At 61.8% G+C, this 16,082-nt stretch carries 16 protein-coding genes and 1 tRNA gene; 12 read left to right on the forward strand and 5 right to left on the reverse strand.

The features are described 5' to 3' along the window. The first annotated feature begins 32 nt into the window (after window positions 1–32). From pstC (ACJYUO_RS10295) to ACJYUO_RS10340, 10 genes are all read left to right on the forward strand, one after another. Window positions 33–1,103 carry a phosphate ABC transporter permease subunit PstC gene (gene pstC / locus ACJYUO_RS10295; RefSeq protein ID WP_494345280.1) on the forward strand — a complete coding sequence of 357 codons (1,071 nt, stop codon included), beginning with the start codon at window positions 33–35 and terminating at the stop codon, window positions 1,101–1,103. Next, the gene (gene pstA / locus ACJYUO_RS10300) at window positions 1,100–2,671 is read left to right on the forward strand and encodes a phosphate ABC transporter permease PstA (RefSeq protein ID WP_494345281.1); all 1,572 of its coding nucleotides are present in this window, start codon (window positions 1,100–1,102) and stop codon (window positions 2,669–2,671) included. Before pstC (ACJYUO_RS10295) ends, pstA (ACJYUO_RS10300) begins: the two co-directional genes overlap by 4 nt. Before the next feature lie 8 nt (window positions 2,672–2,679). After that, window positions 2,680–3,594: a phosphate ABC transporter ATP-binding protein PstB gene (gene pstB / locus ACJYUO_RS10305; protein ID WP_494345282.1), complete on the forward strand. Its 915-nt coding sequence runs from the start codon at window positions 2,680–2,682 to the stop codon at window positions 3,592–3,594. Next, window positions 3,594–4,313, forward strand: coding sequence for a phosphate signaling complex PhoU family protein (locus tag ACJYUO_RS10310; protein ID WP_494345283.1), 720 nt, complete (start codon window positions 3,594–3,596; stop codon window positions 4,311–4,313). The genes pstB (ACJYUO_RS10305) and ACJYUO_RS10310 overlap by 1 nt, the downstream gene beginning before the upstream one ends. Window positions 4,314–4,392: 79 nt before the next feature. Further along, window positions 4,393–5,415, forward strand: a complete 1,023-nt coding sequence (locus ACJYUO_RS10315; RefSeq protein ID WP_494345284.1) for a PstS family phosphate ABC transporter substrate-binding protein — start codon at window positions 4,393–4,395, stop codon at window positions 5,413–5,415. A 447-nt stretch (window positions 5,416–5,862) separates the two neighbouring features. Next, window positions 5,863–6,828, forward strand: a complete 966-nt coding sequence (locus ACJYUO_RS10320) for a PstS family phosphate ABC transporter substrate-binding protein (protein ID WP_494345285.1) — start codon at window positions 5,863–5,865, stop codon at window positions 6,826–6,828. 49 nt (window positions 6,829–6,877) lie between these two features. Next, window positions 6,878–7,819: a phosphate ABC transporter permease subunit PstC gene (gene pstC, locus ACJYUO_RS10325; protein ID WP_494345286.1), complete on the forward strand. Its 942-nt coding sequence runs from the start codon at window positions 6,878–6,880 to the stop codon at window positions 7,817–7,819. A gap of 34 nt (window positions 7,820–7,853) precedes the next feature. Beyond that, window positions 7,854–9,467, forward strand: a complete 1,614-nt coding sequence (gene pstA, locus ACJYUO_RS10330; RefSeq protein WP_494345287.1) for a phosphate ABC transporter permease PstA — start codon at window positions 7,854–7,856, stop codon at window positions 9,465–9,467. A gap of 3 nt (window positions 9,468–9,470) precedes the next feature. After that, complete coding sequence (pstB, locus tag ACJYUO_RS10335) at window positions 9,471–10,394, forward strand: phosphate ABC transporter ATP-binding protein PstB (protein ID WP_494345288.1); 924 nt, start codon at window positions 9,471–9,473, stop codon at window positions 10,392–10,394. A 278-nt stretch (window positions 10,395–10,672) separates the two neighbouring features. Beyond that, window positions 10,673–11,164, forward strand: a complete 492-nt coding sequence (locus ACJYUO_RS10340; protein ID WP_494345289.1) for a metal-dependent hydrolase — start codon at window positions 10,673–10,675, stop codon at window positions 11,162–11,164. Window positions 11,165–11,234: 70 nt separating this feature from the next. Here the strand turns inward: ACJYUO_RS10340 and ACJYUO_RS10345 are convergent, their stop codons facing one another. After that, a complete protein-coding gene (locus ACJYUO_RS10345) occupies window positions 11,235–11,684 on the reverse strand; it encodes a universal stress protein (protein WP_494345290.1) in 450 nt (149 codons plus the stop codon). Window positions 11,685–12,003: 319 nt separating this feature from the next. Here ACJYUO_RS10345 and phoU point away from each other — a divergent pair, with 319 nt between their 5' ends. Then, the gene (gene phoU / locus ACJYUO_RS10350) at window positions 12,004–12,675 is read left to right on the forward strand and encodes a phosphate signaling complex protein PhoU (protein ID WP_494345291.1); all 672 of its coding nucleotides are present in this window, start codon (window positions 12,004–12,006) and stop codon (window positions 12,673–12,675) included. Between the two features lie 53 nt (window positions 12,676–12,728). On the opposite strand, the gene ACJYUO_RS10355 is transcribed toward phoU, so the two are convergent. Next, window positions 12,729–13,337, reverse strand: a complete 609-nt coding sequence (locus ACJYUO_RS10355) for a plastocyanin/azurin family copper-binding protein (protein WP_494345390.1) — start codon at window positions 13,335–13,337, stop codon at window positions 12,729–12,731. A 441-nt stretch (window positions 13,338–13,778) separates the two neighbouring features. Further along, entirely contained in the window at window positions 13,779–14,642 is an 864-nt protein-coding gene (locus tag ACJYUO_RS10360; protein WP_494345292.1) for a polymer-forming cytoskeletal protein, read from the reverse strand. Between the two features lie 225 nt (window positions 14,643–14,867). Here ACJYUO_RS10360 and ACJYUO_RS10365 point away from each other — a divergent pair, with 225 nt between their 5' ends. Then, a complete protein-coding gene (locus ACJYUO_RS10365; RefSeq protein WP_494345293.1) occupies window positions 14,868–15,065 on the forward strand; it encodes a DUF5800 family protein in 198 nt (65 codons plus the stop codon). Between the two features lie 59 nt (window positions 15,066–15,124). Here ACJYUO_RS10365 and ACJYUO_RS10370 read toward each other — a convergent pair whose 3' ends face one another. Continuing rightward, window positions 15,125–15,688 carry a DUF420 domain-containing protein gene (locus ACJYUO_RS10370; protein ID WP_494345294.1) on the reverse strand — a complete coding sequence of 188 codons (564 nt, stop codon included), beginning with the start codon at window positions 15,686–15,688 and terminating at the stop codon, window positions 15,125–15,127. Between the two features lie 201 nt (window positions 15,689–15,889). Beyond that, window positions 15,890–15,974 (reverse strand) — tRNA-Leu (locus tag ACJYUO_RS10375). Window positions 15,975–16,082: the final 108 nt, after the last annotated feature.

Here is a 16,082-nt window from a genome sequence, read left to right on the forward strand (position 1 = left end):
TCGATTCGATAGTTATCACGATTTATTCATCCATGTTGAACTCATTACGTACCAGTAACTCGTCACCTAGCGACGAGCGCACCGAGGACGAGCGGCGGGGGTCGATTATCCTGTCCGTCGGCGGCATCGCTCTTGCGGGTGCCTTACTGTCGTTCCTCCTCGTGCCGTGGGCGACCGTATTCTTCGTCCTCGCGTTCGTCGGTATCGTTGCGTACGGCTGGTACGAACAGCAAGCACAGACCGCGAAGGGACTCATGTTTCTCGCGACGATATCGACGGCGCTCGTCCTCTTTCTTATCACCGCATACCTGGTTATCCGCTCGGTTCCCGCGTTCCGGCACATGGGGTTCGACCTCATCTATACCAGCGGAGACTACTGGAGCACCGGGGACGAACAGTATTCGCTGTATCCCGCAATCTGGGGGACGTTTCTCACGACCGTTCTGGCGACGCTCGTCGCCGCCCCGCTCGGCGTCGCGTCGGCGATCTTCATCAGTGAAATCGCGCCGTCGTGGGCCCACGAGATCGTGAAGCCAGCCGTAGAGACGCTCGCCGGTATCCCGTCGATCGTCTATGGCTTCATCGGCTTTACGATCATCAACGGCTACATGATGGATAACTTCGGGCTCAACACGATCGGAAGTATCGTCGTCGTCGGGGGTGTTGTCGGACTGATGGCGCTGCCGACGGTCGCGTCCATCGCCGAAGACGCGATCGCGAGCGTCCCCGACCACATGAAAGACGGTGCCGTCGCGGTCGGGGCGACCGAGTGGCAGACGATCAAGAGCGTCACGATCCCCGCGTCGTTCTCGGGGATTTCGGCAGCCGTGTTGCTCGGCGTCGGCCGGGCCGTCGGCGAGACGATGGCTGCGACCGTCATCCTCGGGAACGTGATGCAGCTCCCGGAGCCGCTCTACAACGTCTTCGGGAACACGGTGACGCTGACGAGTCTCATCGCCAGTCAATACGGGAACGCACACGGGCTTCACATGCAGGCGCTGTTCGCCGCCGGCGTAGTTCTGTTCGTCACCGTCATGGCACTGAGCATCACCGCACAGATCATCGAAGCGCGCGTAAAACAGAACCTCGGAGGTGAACTGTGAGCGAACGTACCCTGCGACAGCGATCGCGGAACTCGTTGACCGTTGATCACTCGCCGACTCTGGCCGGTCTCTCCGCCGTTCCGGTCGTGCTGTTTCTGGTCGCGTTCGTCGTCGGTAGTCTGACGTTAGCAGGTACAGTCGGCTACGAGTCAGGGCTCTTCGGTCTCGCTCTTGAGACGGTCTTCGCGGCGCTGCTGGTCGTCTCCGGGGCCTGCATCCTGGCCGTGGGCATCGCCTCTCGACTCGAGATCGTCGAGACGACGCCGGATCGATCAGCCGGCGTCGGCGTCGCCGCTAGCTTCGGCTTCGTCGTGTTCAGCGCTGTCGGACTGACGGCGTCGCAGACGTTCGGACTCGGCGGTGTCCTCTGGGCACTCCCGGCACTCGTGACCGGCGCGCTCGTCGCCGGAGCGATCCTGGCCACACGCGAGGATCTCGGCGTCGCGGTTCCGTCGGGGCTGTTCTCGCTGCTCGTCGGCGGGTTGTTCCTGTTCGATGTGATCACTCCTGCCTGGAGTTTCAGTCCGGCGGGGTTCGGCGTGACGTTCTTCGGTACCGTCTTCATCCCGTTGCTGACGATCGTCGTGACATTCCTCGGCGCGTGGGCGGCGACCAACGCGTTCCAAGGATTCGGTGCGGTCGGCCGCCAAGCCGGGGCGTTCTTCCTGATCGGAACGAACGCCGCGCTCATCATGCTGGTGTTGCTTTTGCTGATCGCCTTCATCGTCAAAAACGGGTTCTTGTACGCCATCGACGGCATCGAGATCGGACCGGGCCTGCACTTCCACTGGCCGTTCGTGATGGAGGGGTACGACGTGTTCCTCGATCAGAAGGGGATCTTCCCGGCGATCGTCGGTACATTCTGGCTCGTCGTCGGTGCCGTCCTCATGGCGGTGCCGATCGGCGTCGGTGCCGCGGTGTTCCTGACCGAGTACGCGGAACAGGGCCGGTTTACGACCGCCGTCGAAGTGGCGACGAACGGCCTCTGGAGTACCCCAAGCGTCGTCTTCGGCCTGTTCGGCTATGCGTTCCTCGTTCCTCGTCTCGGGAACAGCACGAGCCTGCTCGCCGGGATGATCGTCCTCGGCTTCATGCTCCTTCCGCTCGTGGTCATCACGAGCCGAGAAGCGATCAAGAGCGTTCCCGACGAGTATCGAGACGCCAGCGCGGCGCTCGGCGTCTCCAAGTGGGAGACGATCAAGGCCGTCACGATTCCCTCGGCGATGCCGGGTATCGTCACCGGAATCATCATCGGTATCGGCCGCATCGCCGGCGAGACGGCACCCATCCTGATCGTCACCGCCGACAGCCCCCAGCGAAGTCTGGCACCGGCCGTGCTCTCTTCGTTCCGGTTTACGGCGCAGCCGCCGTTCATCGTGAACGACGCGCTGCTCAGCGGCTCGAGCGCGCTTCCCTACCAGTTGTACGGCGCGATTACGACGGGCGTCGTCGGTGACGATCCGGGATACGGGTGGGCGACCGCGTTCGTGCTCCTGCTGGTCGTCCTCACGTTCTACGCAGTCGGGATTACCGCGCGAATGTACTTCAGAAAGAAACTACAGTCATGAGCAATACCATGGAAGACCCACAGCGAACGACGGATTCGGATCGACAGTTGACCGAGAGCGTCACCCAGACGACGGTCGGCGAATCACAGGAGGAAACGCGAACCGAGTGGACCGAGTACGAGTTCGACGGCAAGCCGAAGTTCTCAGTCGACGACCTCGACGTCTACTACGGCGACGAGCAGGCACTCCAGGGGATCACGATGGATGTCCCCGAGAACAGCGTGACCGCGCTGATCGGTCCGTCCGGCTGCGGGAAGTCGACCTTCCTACGGTGTCTCAACCGGATGAACGACCGGATCAAGAGCGCCAGCGTCGACGGCTCCGTCGAACTCGATGGCGAGGAAATCTATCAGGAGGGCACTAACCTCGTGGAACTCCGGAAACGCGTCGGGATGGTGTTCCAGTCCCCGAACCCGTTCCCGAAATCGATCCGGGAAAACATCTCTTACGGCCCGCGGAAACACGGCGATATCGAAACGGGGTTGGTCGCTCGGCTGCTCGGAGACGACTCCCAGAACCGCGAGCGGGAACTCGTCGAACGCTGCCTCAAACAGTCGGCCCTCTGGGAGGAAGTGAGCGATCGTCTCGACGACAACGCCCTGGGACTCTCCGGCGGGCAACAGCAGCGACTCTGTATCGCGCGCTGTCTGGCTGTCGACCCGGAGGTAATTCTGATGGATGAGCCGGCCTCCGCACTCGATCCCATCGCGACCGCGAAGATCGAGGACCTGATCGAGGATCTGGCCCAGGAATACACGGTCATCGTCGTCACCCACAACATGCAGCAGGCCGCGCGAATCTCAGACCAGACGGCGGTCTTCCTGACCGGCGGCGAACTCGTCGAGTTCGACGACACGGACAAGATCTTCGAGAACCCGGAAAGTCAACGCGTCGAGGACTACGTCACCGGCAAGTTCGGGTGATGACTCGAGAGGATTACCGAGATCGGCTCGAGCGGCTCCGGGGAACGGTCGTAGCGATGGGTGATCTCACCCGCGAACAACTCGCGGACGGCTGTTCAGCGCTGTTCACCGGTGATCGGGACCTCGCAAGCGATGTCATCGCGCGAGATCGAACTGTCAACGACTGTTATCTCAAGATCGAACGGGAGTGTCTCGACCTGCTGGCGCTGTACCAGCCCGTCGCCGGCGACCTCCGGGCCGTCGTCGCCGCGTTCAAGATCGTCACCGACCTTGAGCGGGTGGGCGATCTGGCGACCAATCTGGCCGAGTACACGCTCGACGCAATCGGTTCGGATCCGGCGCTCCCGGACGTGGACTTCGAGCGGATCGCCGCGCTGGCGCTCGAGCAATTCGAGGCCGCGGTCGAGGCGTTCCTCGACGAGGATCCGGCAGCCTGTCGGCGGGTCGTCGACCGCGACGGGGAACTCGATCGCCGCTGTGAGGCGGTTGCCGAACGCGTCGTCCGGACGCTCATCGAGTTGCATCTCGACGCCGACGGGAATGTCGAGGGCCGATCGATTGGAACCGGGGCCGAGCATCGCTCCGTTGGACCCCTGCTCGCGGATGTTTTGCAAACCCTCGTGGTCGTCCGCGACATCGAACGCGTCGGCGACCACGCGGTCAACGTTGCCGCTCGAACATTGTACGCCCTCGAGAACGACACCTCGCTGCTCGCCTGACGCTTGATCTATACGTCTATTGATCGATATACACGTCACATAGCATCCTATTTTTGTCCACTCTGGGCTGGTTCAGGTGATGCGATCTACGCAGTTCGAACGGTTTCGCGAAGGGGTATCACGGCGGACGTTCATCACGGCGACCGGTGGTGCCGGCCTGACCGGTCTCGCCGGCTGTCTCGGAGGCGATACCGACGAGACGAACGCGGACGCCTCGGACGAGGAGGCCGATATCGACAACGGAACCCTCTCCGGCGAGGTCTCGATCACCGGCTCAAGTACGGTGTACCCGATCTCGAATGAGATGGCCGATCGGTTTATGACAAAGCATCCCAACGTCACCGTCAGAGTCGAGTCGACCGGCAGCGGGGGCGGGTTCGAGGGGTACTTCTGCCCGGGCGATTCGGACATCAACGGCGCTTCGCGGCCGATCACGACCAGCGAGAGCGGCCACTGCGGCGAAAACGGCGTGACGCCGGTCGAGCTGCGAGTCGCGGGCGACGCGCTCACGATGGCCGTCAGCACGGAGAATTCGTGGGCCGACTGCCTGTCGTTCGATGATCTGGCCCGGATCTGGAGCGAGGACGGAGCTGAGACGTGGGCGGACATCGATCCGGAGTGGCCCGACGAACCGTTCGAACGCTACGGCCCGGACACGACGTCGGGGACCTACGACTGGTTCACCGGGACCGTCGTCAACAGGGCCGGTCCCCATCGCTCCGACTACGTCAGTACCGAAGACGACGAGACGATCGTGCAGGGCCTCGAGGAGAGCCCATACGCGATCGGCTACTTCGGCTACTCCTACTACGCGCAGAACACTGACCGGATCGACGCGCTCGAGGTCAAAGCCGAAGCCGACGACGCCTGCACGGGACCGAGCCTCCAGGCAGCCAGTGACGGGACGTATCCGATGGCTCGACCGCTGTTTATCTACCCCTCCGAGGAGGCGCTGGCCCGCGAACCGGTCGCCGAATTCGTCCGCTTTTACCTCGAGAACTCGACGGCCGATTGGATCGCCGACGATATCGGCTACGTCCCCGCGAGCGACGAACAGTCCGAGACGAACCTGCAGCGGCTCGGCGAGATCGTCGGACAGTAGCCACCGAAACGAATATACCTCGATCGCAACGCAGTCATGCGATCAGGTCTGCTGCCGCGCAGTGGCAACTCTCGGGATCGACTCGGGCGGCTCGATCAGCTGCCCAGTTGGCAACTCTAGAGGGCTATCGACAGGTTTTCGCTTCGTCCGGGTCACCGTTTCGTGAGACCGTTGTTTCCGCTTTGAAATCTCGAGGGACGGGGACTGGCGCTCGGCCGGTCCGGTCCCTATAGTTTTACGATATCTATAGTCACCGTTGACTATAGTCGATTATGTATTAATATATGATCGTCCTCGGACTTTCCAGCAGGGATAATTAGGCGACAAAGGGCCTGATTGGGTCGTTTCTGGTTTAGTTGGTGGGTCGGGTCGCGATTATGCTCGAGTATGTACTACTATATAGATAACATAGCATCATATTTCTATATACGGTCGGACTTTCACGTGATGACTGATACCGAGATGGACCGTTCAGGTCGATCGCTTTCTCGACGAACGTTCCTCGCCGCGACGAGTTCGGCAGGGGCCCTTGCGGTCGCCGGCTGTACGGAAAACACCGACGACGGTGGCAACGAGCGAGTCGTCGTCACGGGAAGCAGTACGGTGTTCCCGGTCTCTGATACGCTCGCCGAGCGGTTCATGGAAGAGAACGACGGCGTAAACGTCACCACCGACTCGACCGGGACCGGTGGCGGATTCAGCAACAACTTCTGTCCGGGCGATTCCGACATCAACGGCGCCTCGCGGCCGATTCAGGACGCAGAGGTAGATACCTGTAATCAGAACGGTGTTGAGCCGATCGAATTCCAGGTCGGGAAAGACGCGGTCACCATGGCTGTCCACAACGACTCGCCGATCGACTGCGTCACCTACGACGAACTCGCCCAGATTTGGAGCGAAGGCGGTGCGGAGACGTGGTCCGACGTTAACTCAGACTGGCCGGACACGGAAATCGAACGCTTCGGTCCGCCGTCGACGTCGGGAACCTTCGACTGGTTCCGGAACAACGTCATCGGCGACGCCGGGAGCCACGTCACCCAGTACGAAAAGACCGAAAACGACAACGAACTCGTGCAGGGAATCTCGTCGACGGAGAACGCGATCGGCTACTTCGGCTACGCATACTACCGGGAGAACGAGGACCAGCTCAAAGCCCTCGAGATCAAGCAGAACGAGGACGGCGAGTGTACCCCGCCGAGCATCGACGCGGCACAGTCGGGCGAATATCCAATGGCGCGTCCCCTCTACATCTACGTCAGCGCGGAGTCACTCCAACGAGACCCGGTCTACAACTTCGTCGAGTTCTACCTTGAGCGGTCCTCGACCGACACCATCAGCGATGTCGGCTACGTCCCGGTGAGCGAGGAGACCGCCCAGTCGAATCTCGAGAAACTCGAGAACGCGGTGAACTGACCGGACAGAACCGAACGATTCACCATGGTCATCCGACTACGCCCCAATAATGAGTGAGCGCTCCGTGGACATCGACCTGACGCGATCGTCGTCGAGTCAGGTCGTCAAAGAACGCATCTACAAGTGGCTGTTGTTCGCTTGTGCCGCGTTGACCGTATTCGTTACCGCGAGCATTATTTTCACGCTCGCGATAGACGCGTACAAATTCTTCGGCATGGTATCGTGGGTGGAGTTTTTCACCGGAACGGAGTGGTTCGTCCGCGGAGACGGGGGGACCTACGGCGTCTGGCCGCTCGTGACCGCGACGCTGATCATCACGGTCGTGTCGGCGATCGTCTCTGTTCCGACCGGCGTCGCGGCCGCCGTTTACCTCAGCGAGTACGCCAGCGAGCGTATGCGATCGATCTTGAAACCGGCACTCGAGGTGCTGGCCGGGATTCCAACGGTCGTCTACGGCTACCTCGCGCTCGTCTATCTGACGCCCGCACTTCAGGCGGTCGGGATTCCTGTCAGCACATTCAACCTGTTGAGTGCATCGATCATGGTCGGGATCATGATCATCCCGATGGTGTCGTCGCTGTCGGAAGATGCGATGAGTTCCGTCCCCGACTCGCTCCGACAGGCCGGCTACGGAATGGGCGCGACAAAGTACGAGGTGTCGACCGGAGTCGTCATCCCGGCGGCCATCTCCGGCATCTTCTCGTCGTTCATTCTCGCACTCTCGCGGGCGATTGGGGAAACCATGATCGTCGTCATGGCGGCCGGCCTGCGGCCGCGGATGTTCAACTTTTCGAACCCGCTCGACAATCTTCTCAGTTCGGGCCAGCCGATGACTGCAGGGATGGTCAACGCCGTAACGAGCGACGCGACCGGGGGCTCGGCGACGTATCTCAGCATGTTTGCGCTCGGACTGACCCTCTTCGTCATCACGTTTGCGATGAATCTCGCGAGCGACTACGTCGCGGCGCGCTACCAGGAGGAGTACCAATGACTACTACGTACGATCCGACGGAGGTGACCCGATAATGGCGACCAATCAATCCACTGGGGACTGGTACGGAACGGACGAAGCGGTCAGCCGGATCCGTGGCCAGGCATTCAAGACGCTCTGTCTCGGTGCCACCCTGCTCGCGTTAGTGTCCGTTTTCGTTCTCCTGTTGTACGTTGCCAACGACGCGTTCAGGCCGTTTTCTGCCGATTTCGGCTGGCTGCTGACATTCGGTGCGACGGTATTGCTCCCCGTATTTGGGGCGATGGGATACTACTATATCCGCGATCCGAGGGCCGGTGAGACCGCGGCCATCGCGCTCGGACTACCGGTCGTTTCCCTCCTGCTCACTGGGGGCGTGTTCATCATCTTCGAACACATCGTCAGCGTCTATCAGTGGCTCTCGATCCTCGTCGCGCTCGCCGTCGCCGGCACGATCGTGTACGCCCACAGGCGCGTTCGGACGGAAGCCGACCTCGAGCGTCTCATCGTTCTCGTCGCAGTTCCGGTCGCCGCGCTCGAGTTGATTCCCGATCTCATCCTCTCGCTGCCGATGCTGCCGACCCAGGCGCTCGCACTATTGGGTGCGTTCGTCGTCCCGGTCTCGCTCGCCGTCGGTTGGTTCGTTCGCAGGCAACGCGAGAACGACCGTGACGGCGCGATCGCTGCTGGACTGACGCTCGTTGGGGCGGCCGCAGGATTCGCGATCGCTCCCCTCGTCGGCATCAGTCCGTTCGTCTGGATGTTGCTCGTCACCATCAGCGCCGTTCCCGTCGGTCTCTACGTCGAGAGCGTCGTCCGCCGCAGTGCCGGCACGACCGGACTGGCCTTCCCGCTGCTCGTGATCGGCGGTATCGCGGCGGGTGTCGTCGTCACGGACGCGCTCGGGTTCGTCGGACCGGACGCGTGGCTCGACTGGGGATTCCTCACGAGTTCCCCCTCGCGGACTCCCGAAGACGCCGGCTTCTATCCGCCGCTGGTGGGATCGGTGATGATGCTGCTCGTTATCATCGTCTCCGCGTTCCCGGTCGGCGTCGGCGCTGCGATTTTTCTCGAGGAGTACGCCCCCGAGCGGGGTCTGTTAGGCCGCATCGTGGACTTGATCGAGGTCAACATCGGGAACCTCGCTGGCGTACCGTCAGTCGTCTACGGAGTTCTCGGACTCGCGCTGTTCATCCGATGGGGCGGGCTCGGATCAGGAACCGCCATCGTCGGGGGATTCACCGTCGGACTGCTGATCCTGCCGATCGTCATCATTTCCTCGCAGGAGGCGATCAGCGCCGTCCCGGACTCGATGCGACAGGCTTCCTACGGGATGGGGGCGACCAGATGGCAGACCGTCCGTAACGTCGTCCTCCCGGAAGCGTTACCCGGTATCATGACCGGAAACATCCTCGCCATGGGACGAGCGATCGGTGAGACCGCACCGCTGCTGATCATCGGCGCACCGGCAGTCGTGCGAATCGCGCCGAGTTCCTTTACCAATAAGTTCAGCGCGATGCCGCGTCAGATCTACACCTGGTCGAGCGAGATCGACGCGGCGTTCCAACACGGCGTCCTCGCGGCCGGCGTGATGACGCTGCTGGTCGTCCTGCTGCTGATGAACGGTGCTGCCATCATCATCCGTAACAAGTATCAACGCCGAGATTGACCCATGACACGAGATCAAATGACTGATCCGGACAGCCGTACCGATAACCAAGCGACCGACGGGGGGCGAGAGAGCCTCGCGAACAACGACCTCGAGGGCTCCGATCCGACGACCGAGCCCCTCGTCGATTCGTCGATCGATGTCGACGGGAGTACGGGTCCGTCCAAAAGCGAGGGCCGGACCGTGATCGAATCCCAAGATCTCGATGTCTTCTACGACGATGTTCAGGCACTGCAGTCGATTGACATCGAAATCCCGTCTGAGCAGGTCACGGCGATCATCGGTCCCTCAGGCTGCGGGAAGTCGACCTTCCTCCGGTGTATCAACCGGATGAATGACCTTGTCGACGCCGCACGTGTCGACGGCGAGTTACTCTTCGAGGGGAAGAACGTCTACGACGACGATGTCGATCCGGTTGTCCTCCGACGTAAGATCGGAATGGTGTTCCAGGCTCCGAACCCATTCCCAAAGAGCATCTACGACAACGTCACCTACGGGCTAGACGTACAGGGCGTCGATGGCGATTACGACGAGATTGTCGAGGACGCCCTTCGCCGGGCTGCACTTTGGGATGAAGTGAAAGATCAACTCGACTCGAGCGGACTTGACCTCTCGGGCGGCCAGCAACAACGGCTCTGTATCGCGCGAGCGATCGCACCGGACCCGGAGGTCATCCTGATGGACGAGCCGGCATCGGCGCTGGACCCCGTTGCAACCTCGAAGATCGAGGATCTGATCGAGGACTTAGCCGAGGAGTATACGGTCGTCATCGTCACGCACAACATGCAGCAGGCGGCCCGTATCTCGGATAAAACGGCGGTCTTCCTGACCGGCGGTGAACTCGTCGAGTTCGACGACACCGACAAGATCTTCGAGAACCCCGAGCACGACCGCGTCGAAGACTACATCACCGGTAAGTTCGGCTAATCCGCAGGCACTCGTTCGATCCGTTTCTCGCGTTCTGTCGGCCACATTGTCGTTCGAGTGGCGACATCGAGTTGTCGCATCGAGTCGGCGTGTTCATATAGAGCCACTGAAACGATGTACATACTGACCGCGACGCAGTCGTGCGATCAGGTGTGCACTGACTGTCAGTGGCTACTATATTCGGTGAGTCGACTCCCTCGAGAGACCGTCTGCATCGCGAGTAAGTGTCGATTGCTAACCACGTTGCTTATGCGCCGATATCACATGACTTGGAAGACATGGTTGCCACTGGAGTCCACATTCTAATCGGGCTCGCACTGGCCGTGCTCGTCTGTCGCTCCGAACGGGCGGAGCCGTCTCTCGTCGCGGCGCTCGCGGCCGCCGTCCCCGATATCGATACCTTCGTCTTCCGGCCGCTGGTGCAACTCGGATACGTTACGGGGCCGCTATGGAGCCATCGAGGACTGACGCATTCGCTGCTCGGCGGGATCATCGTGATCGTCCTCCTCTCGTATGTCGGCCCGTGGCGAGCCGCCGCAGTCGGATTCGGCTCGCACGTCGTCTTCGATATGCTGACCGGAGGCGTTCGACTGTTTTCCCCCGTCGATCCGACACTGTACGGAACGTCCGTCGACTGGCTGCTCCTGAATATGCTCGCGTCCGTCGTCGCAGTCACTCTCATCCTCGGTGGGTTACTCGGCATGAAATACGATCTCGAGCGCCCGATCGATGCGCCCACTCCGAAACGCACACTCGAGCGGTTCCGGTAGCCCGACGCGGGTTCACAATGGGATACCACGTCGTAATCCGAACCGGCAGGCAGTGAGCGCCCTCCCCCTCTCAGGCGGCGTCGATGCTTCCGTCGGGCCGAACCGTGACGACCGGGACCGGTGCGGTTCGGACAACCTTGTCGGTGACACTCCCGAGGACTCGGCGCTCGAGGCCGCTCCGCCCGGCGGTCCCGATGACGATCATGTCGGCGTCGAGTGCCGCCGCGTAGTCGGTGATCTCCTCTGCAGGACGGCCGCTCCGGACGACCGTCGTCACCTCGAGTCCGCGTTCCTCGGCGGCCGCGGCGAGGTCGGCGGCCCACGACTCCGCGAGTTCGGTTACGTCGTCGACGGTCCGGGGCGGGCCGCCGCCGACGGCCGACCGTTCCGTTTGATTCACGTCGCCGACGGCGAGGGCGTGGACGGTCGCGTCGATCTTCTCGGCGAATTCAAATCCGATTTCGGACGCTTTTTCGGCATACTCGCTCCCGTCCGTCGGAATAATTATGGAATTGGACATTGATTGTCGTCTGTAGTGAACTTTGTCCAAACGATCGTATAGTATTTTCCACTCGTGCAATGTTTCGAGACGAGGTATTCCGTCGAAATATAGTAGCCACTGAAACGATGTACACACTGATCGCGACGCAGTCATGCGATTAGGTGTGCACTGACTGTCAGTGGTTACTATCGCGCCGAGACAGATGGCCAAACTACTGTTAGTTCGCTCTCGAGACAGCCCGTTCGGGGTCGGCGAACCCGTCATGACACGAGACGACCGCCGTCCGCTCGCCTCGCTGAGCATAAACTATAACCCTGCCCGGAAAGGTGGCTGCATCATGGCCAGACAATCCTACCAAGACAAACTCACGGAACTCCGTGAAGACGTCCTCTACATGAGCGAAGTCGTCATGGAGCGGCTTCGCATGGGACTAGACGCTCTCGAGCAGAAAGATGTCTCGCTCGCTCAGGAAGTAATCGAAGGCGACGGCGAGATCAACCGGATGTACCTCGATCTCGAGCAGGACTGCATCGACCTACTCGCGCTCCAGCAGCCGGTCGCAAGCGACCTACGGTTTATCGCCGCCTCGTTCAAGATCATCACTGACCTCGAGCGGATCGCCGACCTCGCGACCAACCTCGGCGAGTACACGATGGACGCCGAACAGGACCTGTTCCCCGACGTCGACGTCCAAGAGATGGGCAACCTCACGCTCGACATGCTCGAGGACGCGATGGTCGCCTACGACGACGAGGACACCGACACGTGTCGGAAACTGGCGTCCCGCGACGACGAACTCGACGAGTTCGCGGAACGGGCAAGCGAAATGGTCGTCCGCGATCTGATCGAACGCGAACTCGATTCGGCCGACGAGGTCGAGCGCATCCTTCAGGACGTTTCGCGGCTCCTGCTGACGATTCGGGACCTCGAGCGCGTCGGCGATCACACGGTCAACATCGCTGCGCGGACGCTGTACATGGTCGAAAACGACGACGAACTCATTTACTAACGGCCGGTTCGGTCGGGGGCGAATCGAGACGCCGTCGAACGGTTGCCGACGTCTTATTCGGACTCGTTGCCGGTTTCGTTGCCGCCTTCGGACTCGTTGCCGGTCGACGATTCGTTGCCACCCGCAGTTTCGTTACCGCCCTCGGTTTCGTTGCCGCCTTCGGACTCGTTGCCGGTCGACGATTCGTTGCCACCACCGCCGCTGCCACTTTCGATCTGGAGATCGCCGACCATCTGGGTTTCGTGGGGTTGACAGACGTACTGGGCCATCTCGCTGCTCGCCGTGATATCCAGCATCTGTTCCTCGTCGGGCTCCGAGACCACTTCGGTCGAGAGGTCGTCGACCACTTCGTCGCTGTCGTCTCGAATCTCGATATTGTGGCCGGACCCGTCGCCTTCCGACCAACCGATCGTGTAGTCTTCGCCCTCCTGTAGGATCAGCGTCGGGTTCGACTCGCCCTCGATCTGAGAGGGTGCGAGCCCCTCCCACTCGGAGGTCTGCCCGCTGAAATCGATTTCGGTGCCGGGTTCGATCTCGTAGCCGTCACCGCCACCACCGTTACCGTTGCCACCGTTACCGCCATTACCGTTTCCGTTGCCACCGCCGCCACCACAGCCGGCGATGAACGCCGTCGAACCCGCAACACCTGTCAACTGAAGCATCCGCCGTCGGGATAACCGATCGTCTCGTGCCATCAGGCTGACTTTGTGCCCAACGGGAATAGTCGAATACCCGTCTACTGCGTGGGAGTCAAGTACGGGTCGGTTTGGGACACGTTGACGCCGATTTCGGTTCTCGATCGCGCTCACCGTACCGACCGCGAGCCCGCCCCCGATTAACGCTCTGGCATGCGTGTCAACATCCGTGTCATATCAATGCTGGTTTGGGTCTCGAGACAGCGATTCACCGCGTCCTCGAGCACGTCGAGTTCGGCCGCAGTCTACGGGACCCTGTGGACCGCTAATCCGGCTATGTTCATCCGCTGCCGTGGCCGCCACGGCGGACCGTGGTATGCAACGCGGTCCGCAGCCCGAACTCGTCGTTCGGGACCATCACGGGTGACGTTTTACCGCGATCGAGAAATCGTCCGGGTAGCTGCCTCGTTATTCGCGTTCGCGTTCGGTCGTCCGCATCGTGATCTCGCCGTCGGCTCGGATCGTCCCGTCGACTTCGGCGTCCGGGCCGAGTTCGAAGTCCGCACAGGAGACATCGCCGAGGACGCGGGCGTCGCGCTCGACGACCACGTCGCCGTCGCGGGTGGTCACGTCGCCGTGGATACGCGTCCCCTCGCCGACGGTGACGTCGCCGCGTGCCCGGAGGCTGCCGAAGATGTTGCAGTCGGCACCGACGTCGATCGTCTCGGCGCGGACGTTGCCGTGGAGTCGGCAGTCGTCGCCGATCGTCGCGGGCGTCGAGACGCGCCACGCGTCGTCGCCGACGGTCGCGTTGCGGGGGATGACGAGCGGTTCGGCGTCGGGTTCGTCCTCGTCTTCATCTTCGTCGACGATTTCGGAAATCAGCCGCTGTGCGGCGTCGTCCTCGCCGATCAGGAGGAGGTGTTTGAGGTAGACGAACAGAAAGACGATCGTCGGCATCGGGTTCCGGATGACGATCCAGCCGTTGGCTTCGAATCCCTCCTCGATCTCGACGTCGTCGCCGATGTCGAGGTCGCCGGCGACTTTCAGTCGGCCGCCGATGTGGACGCGCTCGCCGATGTAGGCGTCCTGCCCGACCAGGACGTTCTCGGCGACGTCACACCACATGTCGAGCCGACAGTCGCCGTCGGCTTCGATCGCGCCGCCGAACTCGGCCGACTCGCCGGCCAGCACGTTTCGGCCGCGGACGCCGAACCCGATGGTGGATCGGCCGCCCACGAGGACATCCCCGTCGGTTACGAGGTCGCGCTCTTGGGCTTCCGTTCCGTCGGGGACGACGAGTTCGTCGAGCGGATCCCTGCTGAAGGCCACACTCGCATCCAAAGGGAGTACCGCCTAATAAAGCTCGCGCGTCGTCAGTCGTCCGTCTGACGCCCGTCTGTCCCGTCGCCCTCGAGTCGCGTCATATGATCTGCTGTAGTCATTGCCGATCGACCCCGTCGCTCTGGGATTGGATCAGTACATCGGCACAGCAATCCGTATCAGCCGTCGAGTCCAGTCGCCTCGCTTTTACACCCCCGCTGCATACGAGCAGCTATGACCACGCTCGCGTTCGACGACAAGGGCGTCGACGTCGTCTACGAAGGCACCGAGTTCCGCCTCGAGCAGGAACTCATCGAGGAAGCGACCCAGAAATCCTACTACGACGTGACCGACCACGAGGTGTTACAGATCGTCGCCGAACAGCCGAATCTGCAGGGCGAGCCCCGCCGCATCGGCGACATTCTGGACTGAAGGGGTTCCTCGCGGCGTTTTCCAAAACTGTCTTTTTCCGTCTCCAGTGGCCGCTCCGGTTAATACACGCCGTGGAGGAGTACGAACACGACGATGCCGAGCGAAAAGGAGATCAGCCACAGCGTCGCCGCGACGCGGCCGATCCGGGCGTGACTCGTTTTCGGAATCTCCGCGACCGGACGAGACCCGGCCAGCAGCAGGACGTAGTACAGCAGCGGGATGCAGACGATCGCGAGGAGGATGTGGATCGCGAGCAACGGCAGATAGACGAACTGGTAGACCGCGTCGGGGCCGGGAAACGGCTGCGGGCCGCCGGTGACGGTCAGCCGGTAGAGATAGAGCACGAGAAAACCCGCGAACAGCCCGAAGGAGGCGAGCATCGCGACGCGGTGGCGCTCGATATCGCCGCGGCGAATCGCCCGCCAGCCCACCGTAATTGTCCCGATCGCGATCGCGCTGAGCACGGCGTTGACCAGCGGGATCGTGTCGATGACCCACTCCGGGGCCGCCGGCACGCTCGAGGACGGGATGCGTCCGCCGGCGGCCGCGAAGACGACTGCCAACGACACCACACTCAAGACGCCGGTGAGCAGGCGCACGCGCTCTCGAGGGACGTATTCCATGTGTGGTCGTTCGAGCGGAGGGTGAAAGTGGTTATCGTCTCCGGTGGAGAGCCGTCACCACTCGTTTTCGTCTTCGGTGTCGACGCGATGCTCACAGCCATCGCTCATCGGGAATAGTGTCGGAAAGGATTATGCGTGGGTGATGTCCACGAAGGGAAATCACCTGCATCGATCTTTGGTGGAGCTCAGCCACCTGTGCGATGCGTGGGACCGGATTCGAACCGGCGGACCCCTACGGGACAGCGCCCTCAACGCTGCGCCGTTGGCCTGGCTTGGCTACCCACGCTCGCGGTCTCTGTCTGCACTCATTCGTATCCAGTGTGATTATAAAAGCCCTTTCCTTTGGGTCGGCGACTGCGGCGGGGTCACACGGAAACGACGGTCTCACGTGACA

It is taken from the genome of Natrinema sp. CRL1 (genome assembly GCF_059162405.1).